The sequence below is a fragment of the Rhizobium sp. BK289 genome, assembly GCF_014193575.1.
GTDB classification, from domain to species: Bacteria; Pseudomonadota; Alphaproteobacteria; order Rhizobiales; family Rhizobiaceae; genus Rhizobium; species Rhizobium tropici_C.
On the sequence record NZ_JACHZO010000003.1, the window covers coordinates 99,977 to 115,739 of the forward strand.

Sequence of the window (15,763 nt, forward strand, 5' to 3'; positions counted from 1 at the left end):
ACACGGTTACAAAATTGAGGTTACTGTCGCTTTCATGAGCATATTGATTCGAATCCTCGGGAGATTGGTACGCTGGATCGCTTACGCGGTCGTGGCGATCCTTTTGCTCGTGATCGCGGCTGTGCTCATCGTCGGCCTCGTCCCCTCCGCAACGACCTATGCCGTCGACCAGGTGGCAAAGCTCGCCTCGACACCCGACCGCACCATTACCATCGCAGCGCCTTCCGGGCTGCTCGACGGAAACCTGAGGGTTGGTGCCATTACGGTGGCAGACACGAAAGGCGTTTATGCCAAGGTCCAGAACCTTACCGTGGATTGGTCCCCGCTGTCCTTGCTGACAGGCACGTTCCACGTCGATCGTATCGCCGCCGATGTCGTCGATTTCCAGCGTCTGCCGGTTTCGACGGCAGCCCCCGCGCAGGAAACGCAAACGGCAGGCAGCAGCGGGTTTTCGCTGCCGATCGCCGTCAATATCGACGCAATCGCGCTGCCCGATCTTCGCGTTGGCCAGGCGGTCGCCGGACAGGATTTCGTTCTGGCCGCCGATGGCAGCGTCAAGGCAAACAGCAACAGCATGGGTCTCATGCTGAATGCCAGCCGCCATGATGTGCCCGACGCCAGGCTTTCCGCCGATATCGCCTTTGCGCCGGCGGAGAACCAGCTGAAGCTGAAGACGCAGATCTCCGAGCCGCGCGACGGCATGCTGGCGGGCCTCCTGCATCTGCCGGGCGGCCCGGCGATCAACATTGATCTTTCGGGCGATGGCCCCCTCTCCAACTGGGCCGGCAAGCTGCAGGCAGCGCTGGACGGCAAGCCGACGGTCGCCATCAACGGCCATCACAGCCTCTCGGCCGACGGCCTGCATCATATCGACGTCAAGGGTGGCGGCGACGTCGACTCGCTGCTCCCGCCGACCATGCGGCCGCTCTTTGCCGGACAGACCACCATCGATCTCTCGGCAACCTTCGACGGCAAGGGCAAGATCGATATCCAGACCGGCAATCTTGCTACCGGCAGCGTGGTGCTTGCCGCATCCGGCACGCTGGATCCCAACGGCAACAACAGCCTCAATGCCAATCTGCTCGGCACTTCCGGCCCCGTCGACTTCCGCTGGCCGATGGAAGACGGCGAAGTGCGCGCGCTGATTTCCCGCGTCGATATCGCGCTGACGGGCGCGGCGCAGTCGGTGAAGATCGATGCGAAGGCGGCTCTCGACAGCGCCAGCACGCCGCAGGGGCAGATCGGTCAGGTCAATCTCAGCGCCAGAAGCGACGCTTTCAATCTGGCCTCCATGTCCGGCCCGCTGCAGCTCCGCCTGGTCGTCGGCCAGACCGCCTTCCTCAGTGCCGATCTCAACCGTCTGATCCGGGCGCCGATCGCGCTGACCGCGCCTCTGCAGCTCTCGCCCGACACGATCGGCTTCAACAATACGACGTTGGAAAGCGCCAGCATCGGCGGCACCGTCAACGGCAAATATACGCTGTCTTCGAAGGCGCTGACGGGCAATTTCAAGCTCTTCGCCCTGCCCGGCGTGCTGCCCGACGGCGTCTCGGATAAGTTCGAGGGCACGATTTCGCTGGAGGGCCAGGTCGCCGGCACGGTGCCGACCAAGATGACGCTCTCCAACCTTGCGGTGAAATCCAATGTTGCCGAGATCAACGGCAATCTCGCGCTCAACGACCAGTCGCTGACCTCGGATCTGGCGGGCAAGCTGCTCGACCTTTCCAAGCTCGTTCCAAACGCCGAAGGACAGGCCGATTTCGGCCTCAAGGCCAGGGGAGCGCTGACCGCTCTCGGCATTGACGCGACCGTCAAGGCCGTCAACGTGAAACTGGCGGGACGGCTGCTCGATACGCTTGATATCGGCGTGACCGGCACCGCCGATCCCAAGGCCCCACAGGCAAACATCCAGGCAAATGGGGCTATCGACGGCAAGCCGATCCGTATCGCCGCCGACGCCGTTTCAAAGGACGGCCGCACCAGCATCCCGTCGCTATCGGCCGAGATCGGTACGAACAGGCTGCAAGGCAAGCTGGATCTGTCGCCGAGCTTCGAACCGTCCGGCGCGCTGACATTCGATCTGCCGGATCTGAGCCTCCTTGCAGCCCTCGCCGGACAGAAGGCCGAGGGTGATCTCAAGGGCTCGCTCGATATCGCCAGCGCCCATGGAAAGACCGGCCTGAAGATCAACGCCAGCGGCAATGGCATCCGCCGTGACGATCTCGTCATCGCCAAGCCGGCTGTCGTGCTCACCGTCGACGACCTCAAGGCCTTCTCCGCCAATGGCAGCATCCGGGCGGATACCATTGCCTCCGGCGCCAACCGCATCACCGGTCTCGGCCTGACCTTCACCCAGCAGGGCAGCCGCACGGACTTCGATCTGAAATCCACATACGATAACGCGCCGCTGACGACGCGTGGCAGCGTCGAGACGTCTGGCGACCAGACGACGGTGAACCTCGACTCCTTTGCCGGCGCCCCGCGCACCATACCGGTGAAGCTGGCATCGCCGACCAAGATCGTCATCAAGGATGGGATCGCATCGCTGAACGGTCTGGCCCTTCAGACGGGCGGCGGCTCGGTGACCGTCGACGGCACCGCCGGTCAGACACTGAACATCAATGCCAAGATCGCCAACCTGCCGGCGAGCCTTGCCAATGTCTTCGCGCCTACCCTTGCGGCAGAAGGTGTCATTTCCGGCACCGTGGCGGTCACCGGCAAGGCGACCTCGCCTGCCGTCGTGTTCCAGACAAACTGGTCGGGCGCGGCGACGAGCCAGACGAAATCCGCCGGCCTCGCCGCACTCGGCATCAAGGCGGACGGCAAATTCGCCGACAATGTCGTGACCATCAATACCAACCTGACCGGCCAGAGCGGCCTCGCACTCAACGGCGGCGGCACTGTCGCCATTGCCGGCAGCAAGGCGATGGCGCTGAAGTTTTCCGGCAATGTGCCTTTCGATGCACTTGCCGGCCAGCTCGCCGCCCAGGGCCTGGTCATGACGGGAACGGCGAAGATCGACATGCAGATCGGCGGCACGACGGCAGCACCGGCCGTCACCGGCACGATTACCGCCGACGGTGCCAAGCTGGTCGATGTCCGCCGGAACCTGACCCTCAACGGCCTTGCTGTCACAGTGAGCCTCGACGGCAAGCAGGCCGTTATCTCGCGGCTCAGCGGCAACCTGACGAGCGGCGGCAGCATTTCAGGCAGCGGCACGGTGGGGATTGCCCCGGATAGCGGTTTCCCGGCCGATATCCAGATGAAGTTCAACAACGCGACCTATGTCGACGGGACGCTGGTGGCCGCGACCATCAATGGCACGCTCGGCGTCAAGGGTCCGCTGCTGACCGCACCGATGCTGACGGGCAATCTGAGGATCAACAAGGCGTCGATCACGGTGCCTGAAAAGCTGCCGGCATCGCTCTCCGAGATCAACATCAAGCACAAGAATGCCCCGGCTGCGGTCAACGCTCAGTTCAAGGATCAGAAGCCGGAGGGACCGCGCAGCAAATCGACCACCCTCGGCATCGACCTGCAACTCGATGCACCCTCGCAGATCTTCGTGCGCGGCCGCGGCATCGACGCCGAACTCGGCGGCAGCATCACCGTGCGCGGCACGGCGGCGGAGCCTGTGGTATCCGGCGGCTTCACCATGCGGCGCGGTCGTCTGACCGTCCTCAGCCGCCGGCTGGACTTCACGGATACCAGCAAGATCACCTTCGGCGGCGACCTGACTCCCGCGCTCAACATGGAGGCGACCTCGACGGTAAGCTCAACCACCATCACCGTCGATGTCACCGGTCTCGCGACCGATCCGCAAATCAGCTTTTCCTCCTCGCCGGCGCTGCCGCAGGACGAGGTGCTGGCGCAGCTGATCTTCGGCCAGTCCATGTCGAAACTATCGGCCATGCAGATCGCCCAGCTTGCCGATGCCGCAAGCCAGCTCGCCGGCGGACGCTCCTCATCGCTGTTCGAGGGGTTGCGCAGCCATCTCGGCGTCGACGATCTCGATATCTCGACCGATGCGAACGGCCAGGCGCAGGTGGGCGCCGGCAAATATATCAACAAGCGCACCTATATCGAACTGCAGCAGGGCGCCTCCAACAACACCAAGGCCATCATCAATTTCAACGTCGGACGCGGCGTGAAGCTGCGCGGCGCGGCAGGATCGGACGGCGCCGGAGAAGCCGGTGTCGTCTACGAGCATGAATATTGAGGCGACCGCGCGGCATCTGTTGATGCCGTGAGGAGCCTGATCCGGCGTAGCATCTCATCGAAGGAGCCGAGATCGCATTCAGATCGTCCATATGCTGGTCATTCTGTGCAATCGGACTGATCAATCTGTCGAAACCCAGTTGATTTTGGACAATTTTCCATCTTTTTGCTGTCATCCAGACAATTGATAATGCACGCCACCATAATTCAGACCGGTTCGGCTCGTCAGGGACTCTCCGAGCTGGACTATCTCATTGTTTTCATGCCGTCCCGGGCAAAGCCGCTGCTGGCTTTTCCGGAAGCGCTCTAACCCTCGGAGCAATGCCGATGAATACGCAATCCACTCCCGTTACCTTGATCGGCGTTCCCCTGGAGGAAGGTTCCGGCCGCCGCGGCGCCGGTATGGGTCCTACGGCGCTCCGCATCGCCGGCATCGAAACCACGCTGATCGAGCTTGGCCATCGCGTCACCGACAGCGGCGACCTGCATCCTGTTCCGGCAGCGGACCTCCCGGAGCATCCACAGGCCCACAATCTGAAGATCGTCGGCGCTTTCACCCGAGCGTTGGAAGCAAAGGTCTATGATGTTGCATCATCGGGCGGCTTTCCGCTGATCCTGGGCGGCGATCACAGCCTGTCCATGGGCAGCGTCTCCGGCATGGCGCGTCATGCGGCGGAGGTCGGTCGCCCGCTCTTCGTGCTCTGGCTCGATGCTCACTCCGATTTCAATTCGCCGGCCACCTCGCCATCAGGCAATATTCACGGCATGCCCGTCGCATTTTTCTGCGGTGAAGCCGAGATAGAGGGCGTTCTGCCGGCCGGCCGGCCATTGGTCGACCCGAGCAAGGTCTTCCAGGTCGGCATCCGCTCCGTCGATCCGCACGAGCGCGAGGAAATCCGCGAACACGGCGTCAACGTCTTCGACATGCGTTCGCTCGACGAACAGGGTGTCGCCGCCATCATGCGCAAGGTGCTCGATACCGTCAGCGCCGCCAACGGCCTGCTGCATGTCAGCTTCGATGTCGATTTCCTCGATCCGGATATCGCACCAGGTGTGGGCACAACGGTGCCAGGCGGCGCCACCTATCGCGAGGCGCATCTCATCATGGAGATGCTCTCCGACAGCAATCTCGTCTCCTCGCTCGACCTCGTCGAACTCAACCCCTTCCTCGACGATCGCGGCAAGAGCGCCCGCGTCCTGGTGGAAATGGCCGCAAGCCTCTTCGGCCGCCGCATCTTCGACCGCCCGACACGAGCCGCCTGAGGCGCTGCCCGGCTGGCAGAGGAATCCGGAGGTGGATTGCTGGCGGGCGAGCATTCCTATCTGAGGCCACTCTCGTCCTTCGACGGGCTCAGGATGAGGGCGGAGTGAGCCCCTTCCTCGATATAGCTACGTTCTTTGCCAGCCTGTCCAGTCGAAACCGCTTGTATAGATTTAGGTTTGAGCAATCTTCTTGCTCTATCGTGCCAATAACGCGCCGCATTCGGCGTCAGAGTTCAACGGGAAGAACGTTCATGGCCACGATCAATTCCACTAGCTTCAGCGGCGAAACTCTGGAGATCATTGCCTTCCGGCTGCATGATCAGGAATTCTGCGTCAAGACCACCACAATCCGAGAAATTCGCGGTTGGGCACCGTCGACTCCGATCCCGCATGCGCCGGCCGATGTTATCGGCGTCATGAACCTGCGCGGTTCGGTAATCCCGATCATCGATCTCGCCTATAAGCTCGGCATGCAGAGCACGGTCGCTAATGAGCGTAGCGCCATTGTCGTCGCCGAAGTGCACAACATGGTCATCGGTATGCTGGTAGACCGCGTCTCCGACATCCTGACGATCGCCTCCAGCCAGGTACAGCCGGTGCCGGAGGTCACGGCATCTTTCGATCGCGCCTATTGCGAAGGCATCATCGCCACAGAGAACGGAATGATCTGCTTCCTGAACCTCGCCAAGATGTTCAAGGAAAACGAAACGGACGAACTCGCCGCCTAACTTCGCAGCTCGATTTTTTTGAAGCCGCTCCGGCCTTTCGGGGCGGCTTCGTCATTTTCCGAAGGGTCGCTTAGCCGAATAGCGCGTAAGTGCTCTTGATCGTCACCCATACGCCCCAGAGCAGCGGAATACCGACGAGCGCCCAGGCGATCAGTGCCTTGCCGTCGAAGCCACCGGTGCCGATGCCGAAGGAGCCAGTGGGGCCTGCATTGGCGGCAGCGGTCTTTGCTTGCAGCGCCGCCACCTCTGCGTCCGACATGAACCACTTGTCGGCAAGCGGTCTCACCAGCGAATTGGCGATCAGCCCCAGCGCCAGCATGCCGGCGAGGATATACATGGTGAAGGTATAGAGCTGGGCGCCTTCGACGCCGGCCGCCTTCTGTGCCTCGCGGATATAGTTGACCACGACAGGACCGATGATCCCCGCCGTCGCCCAGGCCGTCAGCAACCGGCCATGGATGGCGCCCACGAACTGAGTCCCGAAAATATCGGCGAGATAGGCGGGAACGGTAGCGAAACCGCCGCCATACATCGACAGGATGATGCAGAGCGCGCCCACGAACAGCACCTTGCTATGGATACCGGCGGCCCAGGGAGCCAGGACATAGAGCGCAATGCCGATGACGAAGAAGCAATAGTAGGTGTTCTTGCGACCGATCTTGTCGGAGAGCGATGCCCAAAAGAAGCGGCCGCCGATATTGAAGAGGGACAGCAGCCCGGCAAAGCCGGCGGCTATGGCAGCGACAGTGGCGATCTGATCCTTGCTGAGGTCGGCAAATTTCACATCCGGCAGGCCAATCAATGCGCCGCCGAAGATCTCCTGCAGCATCGGCGAGGCCATGCCGATGACGCCGATACCGGCCGAGACGTTGAGGCACAATACTGCCCAGATCAGCCAGAACTGCGGGGTTTTGTGAGCATCGCGAAGATGCACATGCTTCGTGGTGATCATCGAGCTCTTGGCGGCAGGGGCTTTCCAGCCCTCGGGACGCCATCCGGCCGGCGGCAAACGATAGCCAAAAGCACCGCCCAGCATGAAGACGAAATAGATCGCGGCCATGACGATGAAAGTCTGCCAGACGCCGACAGCGCCATCCGTTCGGAAGTGGTTCATCAGCAGGCTCGCAAGCGGCGCTCCGATCATCGCGCCGCCGCCGAAGCCCATGATCGCCATGCCGGTCGCCATGCCGCGCCGATCCGGAAACCATTTGATCAGCGTCGACACCGGCGAGATATAGCCGAGGCCGAGCCCGATACCGCCGATGACGCCAGCCCCAATCCACATGATCCAGAGCTGGTGGAAGATGACGCCGATCGCGGCAATCAGGATGCCGCCGCACCAGCAGCAGGCAGCAACGACGCCGGCCTTACGCGGCCCGGCCCGTTCCAGCCAGCCGCCCCAGATGGCGGCGGAGGAGCCGAGCAGCACGAAGAACAGCGTATAGATCCAGCCGAGGTCGCTGACGCGCCAATCGCAGCTCGTCGTAAACAGGGCGGTCAGGAGATTGAGATTTGCGCATTCGGCCGATGGCGGAGCCGAAGCACCGAGCGCCTTGGAGAGCGGCAGCCAGAAGACGCTGAAGCCATAGGCCATGCCGATGCAGAGATGGATTGCCAGTGCCGCCGGCGGTACGAGCCATCGGTTGAAGCCCGGCTTGGCGATGATTCGCTCACGGTCGAGCAGACCGGCCGTCACCGTGCGCTCGGAAATATTCGTATCAGCAGCCGTCATGAACAACTCCTCCTTGGCCCAAAGACAGCACCTCTTCCCGTGACGGGAATTACACGTGCGGGTGGATTCTCCCTCTCCATCCCTTCATCTTGTCACTTGGATACTAAGCCGACTTGATATCCTCAACGGGTGGCGGCCTGTGGATCAACGAAGCCGCCTCAAGCACCAGCGGGCTCAGCCCGCTGTCGCCATGGTCGATGATTGCGAACAGCTGTCTCCGCATGCGCGGCTCCCAGAACTTGTTGATGTGCGTCGCCACACCCTGCACCGCCTCGCCCGCCGGTTGTGTCTTGAAGAAGGTGGCGATCTGGTTCGCCATATAGATGAGCTTGGTTTCGGTCTTGCCGTGCGGCGTTTCCTCAGGCGACATCGGCGATGCTCCCTGTGATGATGCGATGCGGATGGGTGAAAATCTCGAAATCGTCGCCGCGCACCAGCGCCACCAGCGTCATGCCGGCTTCGTCGGCCGTGCGGATGGCAAGCGCCGTCGGGGCGGAGATGGCGACAAGCACGGAGCTGCCCAGGATTGCTGCCTTCTGCACCATCTCGACCGATAGCCGGCTGGTGACCGCGACCACACCATCCGCGCCCTTATGACCAGACCGGATGACCGCACCGCAAAGCTTGTCGAGCGCATTGTGCCGGCCGACATCCTCGCGCACGGCAAGCAGACCCTCGGACGGGATATAGAAGCCAGCGCCATGCACGGCGTGAGTCTCGCGATGCAGCGGCTGGGCGTCGTTCAGAAGCGCGACCGCGCGGACGATATCCTTCTGCGTCAGCTTCAAAGCGACCTTGGAAACGTCAGGCACCTTGCGCACCGCCTGCTCTATCGATTCGATGCCGCAGAGGCCGCAGCCGACGGGGCCTGCCATATGGCGACGGCGCAGCCGCAAGGCATCCGCGGCGTCATCGACGAGAATGATCTGCACGTCGATCCCCTGCTCGTCTTCGATCGGCTCGATCGCAGCAATCTCACTCACATCGGTGATGATGCCCTCTGTCAGGCTGAAGCCGACGGCAAAATCCTCGATATCGGCGGGTGTACCCATCATGACCGCATGCGACGTGCCGCCATAGGAAAAAGCGATCGGCACTTCCTCGGGAACGATACGGGAGCCGGACCGCACCAAGCCGTTGCGACGGGCGGTTTCGGGGACGGTGGTGGTGGGAGGGAATTTGGTCATTATCCGGTCTCCCCTTCTCCCCCTCGGGGAGAAGGTGGCGCGAAACGTCGGATGAGGGGGGCGAGGAGCGACGGCTCCGAGCGTCCTGAGCGCGAGCGAAGGCCCATTCTTCCCGTGCGGAAAGACCCCTTCATCCGCCCTGCGGGCACCTTCTCCCCAAGGGGAGAAGGAGAAAGCATCCTCAAACTCACTCCGCAGCCTCCATCTTCCCGACAATACGCCGCGACTGCCGAGCCTGTTCATCATACTCGACCTGCCACTGCGACGGACCGTTCGACGGCGAGACCTGCACCGCCGTCACCTTATATTCCGGACAGTTCGTCGCCCAGTCGGAATAGTCTGTCGTAATGACATTCGCCTGCGTATCCGGATGATGGAAGGTGGTGTAGACGACCCCGGGGGCCACGCGGTCGGTAATCAATGCCCTGAGCGTCGTGTCGCCGGAGCGGCTGCTGAGCCGGATCCAGTCGCCCTCACGGATGCCGCGCTGCTCGGCATCGTGCGGATGGATCTCCAGGCGATCCTCGGCGTGCCAGACGACGTTCTCGGTACGCCGCGTCTGGGCGCCGACATTGTACTGGCTGAGAATGCGCCCGGTCGTCAGCAACAGCGGGAAGCGAGGGCCGGTGCGCTCGTCGGTCGGGACATATTCGGTGCGGATGAACTTGCCCTTGCCGCGCACAAAGCCATCGACATGCATGATCGGCGAGCCGAGCGGGGTCTTCTCGTTGCAGGGCCACTGCACCGAGCCCATCTTGTCCAGATAGTCGTAGGAGACGAGCGCGAAGCTCGGCGTCGTCGCGGCGATTTCGTCCATGATCTCGGACGGATGCGTGTAGTTCCAGCCGAGACCCATGGCCTGCGCCATCTTCTGCGTCACTTCCCAATCGGCATAGCCGTTGCGCGGGGTCATGACCTTGCGCACGCGGTTGATGCGCCGCTCGGCATTGGTGAAGGTGCCGTCCTTTTCCAGGAAGGTCGAGCCGGGCAGGAAGACATGCGCGTAGTTGGCCGTCTCGTTCAGGAAGAGGTCGTGGACGACGACGCATTCCATCGCGGCAAGGCCGGCCGCCACATGCTTGGTATCCGGATCGGACTGGAGGATATCCTCACCCTGGATGTAGATCCCCTTGAACGTGCCTTCGACGGCGGCATCCAGCATGTTCGGAATACGCAGGCCCGGCTCGTTGTTGAGCTTCACGCCCCAGAGCTTTTCGAAGATATCGCGGGTCGCATCGTCCGAGATGTGGCGATAGCCCGGCAGCTCGTGCGGGAAGGAGCCCATGTCGCAGGAGCCCTGCACATTGTTCTGTCCGCGCAGCGGGTTCACGCCGACGCCCGGACGGCCGATATTGCCCGTCACCATGGCAAGGTTAGCAATCGCCATGACCGTGGTCGAGCCCTGGCTGTGTTCGGTAACGCCGAGGCCATAATAGATCGCGCCATTGCCGCCCTTGGCAAAGAGACGAGCGGCTCCGCGTACGAGTTCCGGAGAAACGCCGGTGTATTTTTCCGTTTCCTCCGGGCTGTGCTGCGGCTCGGAAACGAAGGCAGCCCAATCCTCGAATTCGGACCAGTCGCAGCGCTCGCGGATGAATTTCTCGTCGAACAGGCCTTCGGTGACGATCACATGCGCCAGCGCCGTCATAACGGCGACATTGGTGCCGGGCTTCAGCGGCAGGTGATAGCTGGCTTCGACATGCGGTGTGCGCACCAGATCGATCCGGCGCGGATCGATGACGATCAACTTGGCGCCCTGGCGCAGCCGCTTCTTCAGCCGCGAACCGAAGACGGGATGACCGTCCGTCGGGTTGGCACCGATGACGATGACGACATCGGAATGCTCGACGCTGTCGAAATTCTGCGTGCCGGCCGAGGTTCCGAACGCCTGGCCGAGGCCATAGCCGGTCGGCGAATGGCAGACGCGGGCGCAGGTATCGACATTGTTGTTGCCGAAGCCGGCGCGCACCAGCTTCTGTACGAGATAGGTTTCCTCGTTGGTGCAGCGCGAGGAGGTGATGCCGCCGATGGAATCACGGCCATATTGATATTGCAGCCGTTTGAACTCGGTGGCGATATGGGCAAAGGCCTCGTCCCAGGTCACTTCGCGCCAGGGATCGGTCACCTTCTCGCGGATCATCGGGTTGAGAATGCGGTCCTTATGGGTCGAATAGCCATAGGCGAAGCGGCCCTTGACGCAGGAATGGCCGCGATTGGCCTGGCCGTCCTTCCACGGCACCATGCGCACCAGCTCCTCGCCGCGCATCTCCGCCTTGAAGGAGCAGCCGACGCCGCAATAGGCGCAGGTGGTGACGACGGAATGTTCCGGCTGGCCGATCGAAATCACCGATTTCTCGGTCAGCGTCGCGGTCGGGCAGGCCTGCACGCAGGCGCCGCAGGAAACGCACTCGCTATCGATGAAACTCTCATGCATGCCGGGCGAGACGCGCGAACCGAAGCCGCGGCCCTCGATCGTCAGCGCAAACGTACCCTGCACTTCCTCACAGGCCCGCACGCAGCGCGAGCAGACGATGCACTTCGAGGGATCATAGGTGAAATAAGGGTTCGACTCGTCCTTCGGCATCCATTTCAGATTGATGTCGCCGTTGTTACGCGCCTTGACGTGGTTGTCGCCCTCGTAGCCGTAGCGCACATCGCGCAGGCCGACGGCGCCCGCCATATCCTGCAATTCGCAATCGCCATTGGCGGCGCAGGTCAAACAGTCGAGCGGGTGGTCGGAGATATAAAGCTCCATCACGCCACGCCGGATATCCTTCAGCCGGCCGGTCTGCGTGTGAACGACGAGGCCGGGTGCCACAGGCGTCGTGCACGAGGCCGGCGTGCCGTTGCGGCCTTCGATCTCGACGAGACAGAGGCGGCAGGAGCCGAAGGCATCGACCATGTCGGTGGCGCAGAGTTTCGGCACCTGAATGCCTGCTTCCATCGAAGCGCGCATGATCGACGTGCCCTCGGGCACCGTGATCTGGCGCCCATCAATGGTCAGCGTCACCATGGTTTCGGAGGTGGAGGCCGGCGTGCCGTAATCGATTTCTGGAACGAGTGACATGGGTCTTACTCCGCCGCTTCAATCAAGGGAGCCGGAGAAAAATCCTCCGGGAAATGGGTCATCGCGCTCATGACGGGATAGGGTGTGAAGCCGCCGAGTGCACAGAGCGAACCGAACTTCATCGTGTTGCAGAGATCGGCGAGCAGAACCCGGTTCTTCTCCGGCTCGATCCCTCGCGCGATCTTGTCGGCCGTCTCGACGCCGCGCGTCGAGCCGATGCGGCAGGGCGTGCACTTGCCGCAGCTTTCGACTGCGCAGAATTCCATCGCGAAACGCGCCTGCTTCAGCATGTCGGCGGTATCGTCGAAGACGACGATGCCGGCATGGCCAATAAGACCGTCCTTGGCCGCAAACGCTTCATAGTCGAATGGCGTGTCGAATAGGGCGCGCGGGAAATAGGCGCCAAGCGGCCCACCCACCTGCACGGCCTTCACCGGTCGGCCTGTCGCTGTGCCGCCGCCGATCCGGTCGACGATGTCGCCGAGCGAAAGACCGAAGGCCGTCTCGTAGAGACCGCCATATCTAACGTTGCCGGCGATCTGCAGCGGGATCGTGCCGCGCGACCTACCCATGCCGAAATCGCGATAGAAGGCAGCACCCTTGTCCAGGATGACGGGGACCGAGGCAAGCGAGATCACGTTGTTGATGACGGTAGGACAGTTGAACAGGCCCTTATGCGCCGGCAGCGGCGGCTTGGCACGCACGATGCCGCGCTTGCCCTCGAGGCTGTTCAAGAGCGCCGTTTCCTCGCCGCAGACGTAAGCGCCGGCGCCGGTGCGGATTTCCATGTCGAACGCTTTGCCGGAACCGAGCACCGAAGCACCGAGAATACCAGCCTTGCGCGCGATTTCGACCGCCTCCGTCATCGCGCCGATCGCATGCGGATATTCCGAGCGCGTATAGACGAAGCCCTTGGTCGCGCCCGTCGCGAGGCCTGCGATCGTCATGCCCTCGATCAGCACGAAGGGGTCGCCCTCCATGATCATCCGGTCGGCGAAAGTGCCGCTATCGCCCTCGTCGGCATTGCAGACGATGTATTTACGGTCACCCGGCGCATCGAGCACCGTCTTCCATTTGATTCCGGTCGGGAAGCCCGCACCGCCACGGCCGCGCAAGCCGGAATCGGTGACGTCCTTGACGATGTCGCCAGCCGCCATATCGATGGCGCGGCGCAGCCCCTTCAGGCCACCATGAGCTTCATAATCCTGCAACGAAAGCGGGTCGGTGATACCGCAGCGGGCAAAAGTCAGGCGGGTCTGTTCTTTGAGGAATGGGAGGTTTTCGACCTCCCCAAGACAGAGCGGATGCTCGCCGCCTTCGGCGAGCCCGGCATCGAACAATGCGGAGACATCCTTGGCCTTCACCGGTCCATAGCCGATGCGCTTGCCGTCGATCTCGACTTCGACCAGGGGCTCGAGCCAGAACATGCCGCGCGAGCCGTTGCGCACGATGCGCGCATCAAGCCCGCGTTTGGCGATTTCCTGCGTGACGGCTTGCGCCACTTTCTCCGCGCCGAGCGAAAGGGCGGCGACATCGCGGGGAATATAGATGGTGATCGTCATTGGCGCGCCTCCTTTACGAGGTCGTCGGCGCTTTCGCCGTCAAGTCGGCCATAGAGCTCGCCGTCGAGCATCGCAGCCGGAGCGCAGGCGCAGAGCCCAAGACAGTAGACCGGCTCCAGCGTCACGCTGCCATCGAGCGCGGTCTGATGGAAATCGATGCCCAGGAGCCGCTTGATACGCTCTGCCAGCGCATCGCCGCCCATCGACTGACAGGCCTCGGCGCGACAGAGCTTCAGGACATGACGGCCGGCGGGATGATCGCGATAATCATGATAGAAGGTCATAACGCCATGCACTTCGGCGCGCGAAAGGTTCAGTGCCTTGGCGATCAGCGGCAGCGCATCCTGCGGCACATAACCGAATTCTTCCTGAATCCCGTGCAGGATCGGCAAAAGCGGCCCCTCCATCGATTTCATGCTGTCGATGATGGTGCCGGCCCGGGTTGCGATATCGCCCGCGGCCTGATTCAAGTTCATAAGCAGCCTCCCGCGCATGGCTTCCGAAAATCGAAGGCGAATCTTCGGGAAACCTATGCGGCATTTCCTCCGGCGCGCGATCGACACGCCACAAGGATAAGCTCGCAGGGAGACGGCCAGGGATCAATAAGGCAGTCCCGTCACTCGATAGGAATTTTCTATCAATTCTTGTTCTCTTCCGCCAGCAATCTCGCCTCGTGCAACAAGGCGGAGACGAGGGGCGTAAAGGGTTCGCGATGGGTGGCGACCAAGCCGACCAGATGCTCGGCGTCAGGCTCCGTGATTGGAATCTTATGAATATCCGCCGGAAAACCGAAGGAATCAGCAATATTCTTCGGCATGATGCTCGCCCAGCGACCGGTCTGCACATGCGAAAACAGCACGATCATCGAATTGGATTCCAGCGTCGGCTTTGCCGTTGCGCCTGCCTCGGCAAGATGCCGATTGATGATGCGGCGATTCTGCATGTCGGCAGTCAATAGACAAAGCCGAAGATCGCCGACCTCCTTCCAGGTGACGGTCTTGCGCTCGGAAAACGGGCTGCCCGCCGCCGTGATGAGGTGATAGCGCTCGGCATAGAGCGGTACGCTGGTGACACGGCCGAGCGGCTCGTTTTCCAGATAGGTGATACCGGCATCGATCTCGAGATTTTCAAGCAGGCTCAAAACCTGCAGCGAATTGCGCGATAGAATGGAGAAGGTGACGTCCGGATGCCTTTCCTGGAAAGGCGTGGTGATTTTCTGCACCATCGCAAGCGCTGTCGGAATGGCGGCGATGCGGATATGGCCGGCAAGGCCCTTGCGTGCCGCTCGCATTTCCTCGCGCATGGTGCGGCTGTCGCCGACGATACGGCGCGCCCATTCCAAAACGCGCTGACCCTCAGGCGTCAGTCCCTGGAAGCGGGAACCGCGGCTGACGAGCATCACGCCCAGCTGGTCTTCCAGCTGCCTTATCGCCGCCGACAAGGTCGGCTGCGTCACGCCGCATTCCTCGGCCGCACGGCCGAAATGCTTCTGATTCGCCAGCGCGATGAAGAATTCCAGCTTGTCGATCATCCCGCTCTCCCGAAACGAAAGAGTTAGACCGGCAGCCCGGTGAACGCAACATGCGAGGCTGCTTCAAACCTCAACGTTCGCCCCGACAGAATGCCTTCTGCAACGAATCGACTACGGCGCAGATTTCCGAATGCGCAACGGCGTAGTGAATGAGTCGCCCTTCGCGGCGCGTATCGACGAGCTTGTCCAGACGAAGGCGTGCCAGATGCTGCGAAACGACGGCCTGTGGCAGATCGAGAAGGGCCTCGAGTTCCATCACTGTTTTCTCCCGCTTGGCAAGCATGAAAAGGATCGCCAGGCGGGTTTCGTGGGAGAGTGCTTTCAGCAGGACACTCGCCTTTCGAGCCCTGTCAGTCATTTCCTCGACATCATGCTCTGCGGCACCGCCTTGCGGTGGAGACGACAACATATCACGGCCTCTCGTGAGAACTCACACAGAGAAATGCTTATAATATTATCAAATCAAAAGCTGATT

11 protein-coding genes are annotated in these 15,763 nt (G+C 62.0%); 3 read left to right on the forward strand and 8 right to left on the reverse strand.

What is annotated here, in order from left to right; translation table 11 throughout:
• Positions 1–34: 34 nt before the first annotated feature.
• The 3 genes from FHT84_RS06700 (at position 35) to FHT84_RS06710 (ending at position 6,209) form a co-directional block, all read left to right on the forward strand.
• Positions 35–4,219 (forward strand): translocation/assembly module TamB domain-containing protein, encoded by a 4,185-nt coding sequence (locus FHT84_RS06700; protein WP_183761475.1) that lies wholly within the window; start codon positions 35–37, stop codon positions 4,217–4,219.
• Positions 4,220–4,545: 326 nt separating this feature from the next.
• Positions 4,546–5,481, forward strand: a complete 936-nt coding sequence (gene rocF, locus FHT84_RS06705) for an arginase (protein WP_183761478.1) — start codon at positions 4,546–4,548, stop codon at positions 5,479–5,481.
• 251 nt (positions 5,482–5,732) lie between these two features.
• Positions 5,733–6,209, forward strand: coding sequence for a chemotaxis protein CheW (locus FHT84_RS06710; RefSeq protein WP_069612887.1), 477 nt, complete (start codon positions 5,733–5,735; stop codon positions 6,207–6,209).
• Positions 6,210–6,279: 70 nt separating this feature from the next.
• Here the strand turns inward: FHT84_RS06710 and FHT84_RS06715 are convergent, their stop codons facing one another.
• From FHT84_RS06715 to FHT84_RS06750, 8 genes are all read right to left on the reverse strand, one after another.
• Positions 6,280–7,941: an OFA family MFS transporter gene (locus tag FHT84_RS06715; RefSeq protein ID WP_183761481.1), complete on the reverse strand. Its 1,662-nt coding sequence runs from the start codon at positions 7,939–7,941 to the stop codon at positions 6,280–6,282.
• Between the two features lie 103 nt (positions 7,942–8,044).
• Positions 8,045–8,311 carry a formate dehydrogenase subunit delta gene (locus FHT84_RS06720; protein WP_112341334.1) on the reverse strand — a complete coding sequence of 89 codons (267 nt, stop codon included), beginning with the start codon at positions 8,309–8,311 and terminating at the stop codon, positions 8,045–8,047.
• Positions 8,301–9,128 carry a formate dehydrogenase accessory sulfurtransferase FdhD gene (fdhD, locus tag FHT84_RS06725; RefSeq protein ID WP_112341335.1) on the reverse strand — a complete coding sequence of 276 codons (828 nt, stop codon included), beginning with the start codon at positions 9,126–9,128 and terminating at the stop codon, positions 8,301–8,303. The genes FHT84_RS06720 and fdhD overlap by 11 nt, the downstream gene beginning before the upstream one ends.
• Positions 9,129–9,315: 187 nt before the next feature.
• The gene (gene fdhF, locus FHT84_RS06730; RefSeq protein WP_183761484.1) at positions 9,316–12,195 is read right to left on the reverse strand and encodes a formate dehydrogenase subunit alpha; all 2,880 of its coding nucleotides are present in this window, start codon (positions 12,193–12,195) and stop codon (positions 9,316–9,318) included.
• Positions 12,196–12,200: 5 nt separating this feature from the next.
• Positions 12,201–13,757 carry an NADH-quinone oxidoreductase subunit NuoF gene (locus FHT84_RS06735; RefSeq protein WP_183761487.1) on the reverse strand — a complete coding sequence of 519 codons (1,557 nt, stop codon included), beginning with the start codon at positions 13,755–13,757 and terminating at the stop codon, positions 12,201–12,203.
• Positions 13,754–14,233 carry a formate dehydrogenase subunit gamma gene (locus FHT84_RS06740; protein WP_183761490.1) on the reverse strand — a complete coding sequence of 160 codons (480 nt, stop codon included), beginning with the start codon at positions 14,231–14,233 and terminating at the stop codon, positions 13,754–13,756. Before FHT84_RS06740 ends, FHT84_RS06735 begins: the two co-directional genes overlap by 4 nt.
• Before the next feature lie 161 nt (positions 14,234–14,394).
• Positions 14,395–15,288 (reverse strand): LysR family transcriptional regulator, encoded by an 894-nt coding sequence (locus FHT84_RS06745; RefSeq protein WP_183761493.1) that lies wholly within the window; start codon positions 15,286–15,288, stop codon positions 14,395–14,397.
• A gap of 70 nt (positions 15,289–15,358) precedes the next feature.
• A complete protein-coding gene (locus FHT84_RS06750) occupies positions 15,359–15,697 on the reverse strand; it encodes a metalloregulator ArsR/SmtB family transcription factor (RefSeq protein WP_112341340.1) in 339 nt (112 codons plus the stop codon).
• Positions 15,698–15,763: the final 66 nt, after the last annotated feature.

Coding starts and splice junctions, on each gene's coding strand:
- FHT84_RS06700 (WP_183761475.1), top strand. CDS start 35: ATGAGCATATTGATTCGAATCCTCGGGAGATTGGTACGCTGGATCGCT.
- rocF (WP_183761478.1), top strand. CDS start 4,546: ATGAATACGCAATCCACTCCCGTTACCTTGATCGGCGTTCCCCTGGAG.
- FHT84_RS06710 (WP_069612887.1), top strand. CDS start 5,733: ATGGCCACGATCAATTCCACTAGCTTCAGCGGCGAAACTCTGGAGATC.
- FHT84_RS06715 (WP_183761481.1), bottom strand. CDS start 7,941: ATGACGGCTGCTGATACGAATATTTCCGAGCGCACGGTGACGGCCGGT.
- FHT84_RS06720 (WP_112341334.1), bottom strand. CDS start 8,311: ATGTCGCCTGAGGAAACGCCGCACGGCAAGACCGAAACCAAGCTCATC.
- fdhD (WP_112341335.1), bottom strand. CDS start 9,128: ATGACCAAATTCCCTCCCACCACCACCGTCCCCGAAACCGCCCGTCGC.
- fdhF (WP_183761484.1), bottom strand. CDS start 12,195: ATGTCACTCGTTCCAGAAATCGATTACGGCACGCCGGCCTCCACCTCC.
- FHT84_RS06735 (WP_183761487.1), bottom strand. CDS start 13,757: ATGACGATCACCATCTATATTCCCCGCGATGTCGCCGCCCTTTCGCTC.
- FHT84_RS06740 (WP_183761490.1), bottom strand. CDS start 14,233: ATGAACTTGAATCAGGCCGCGGGCGATATCGCAACCCGGGCCGGCACC.
- FHT84_RS06745 (WP_183761493.1), bottom strand. CDS start 15,288: ATGATCGACAAGCTGGAATTCTTCATCGCGCTGGCGAATCAGAAGCAT.
- FHT84_RS06750 (WP_112341340.1), bottom strand. CDS start 15,697: ATGTTGTCGTCTCCACCGCAAGGCGGTGCCGCAGAGCATGATGTCGAG.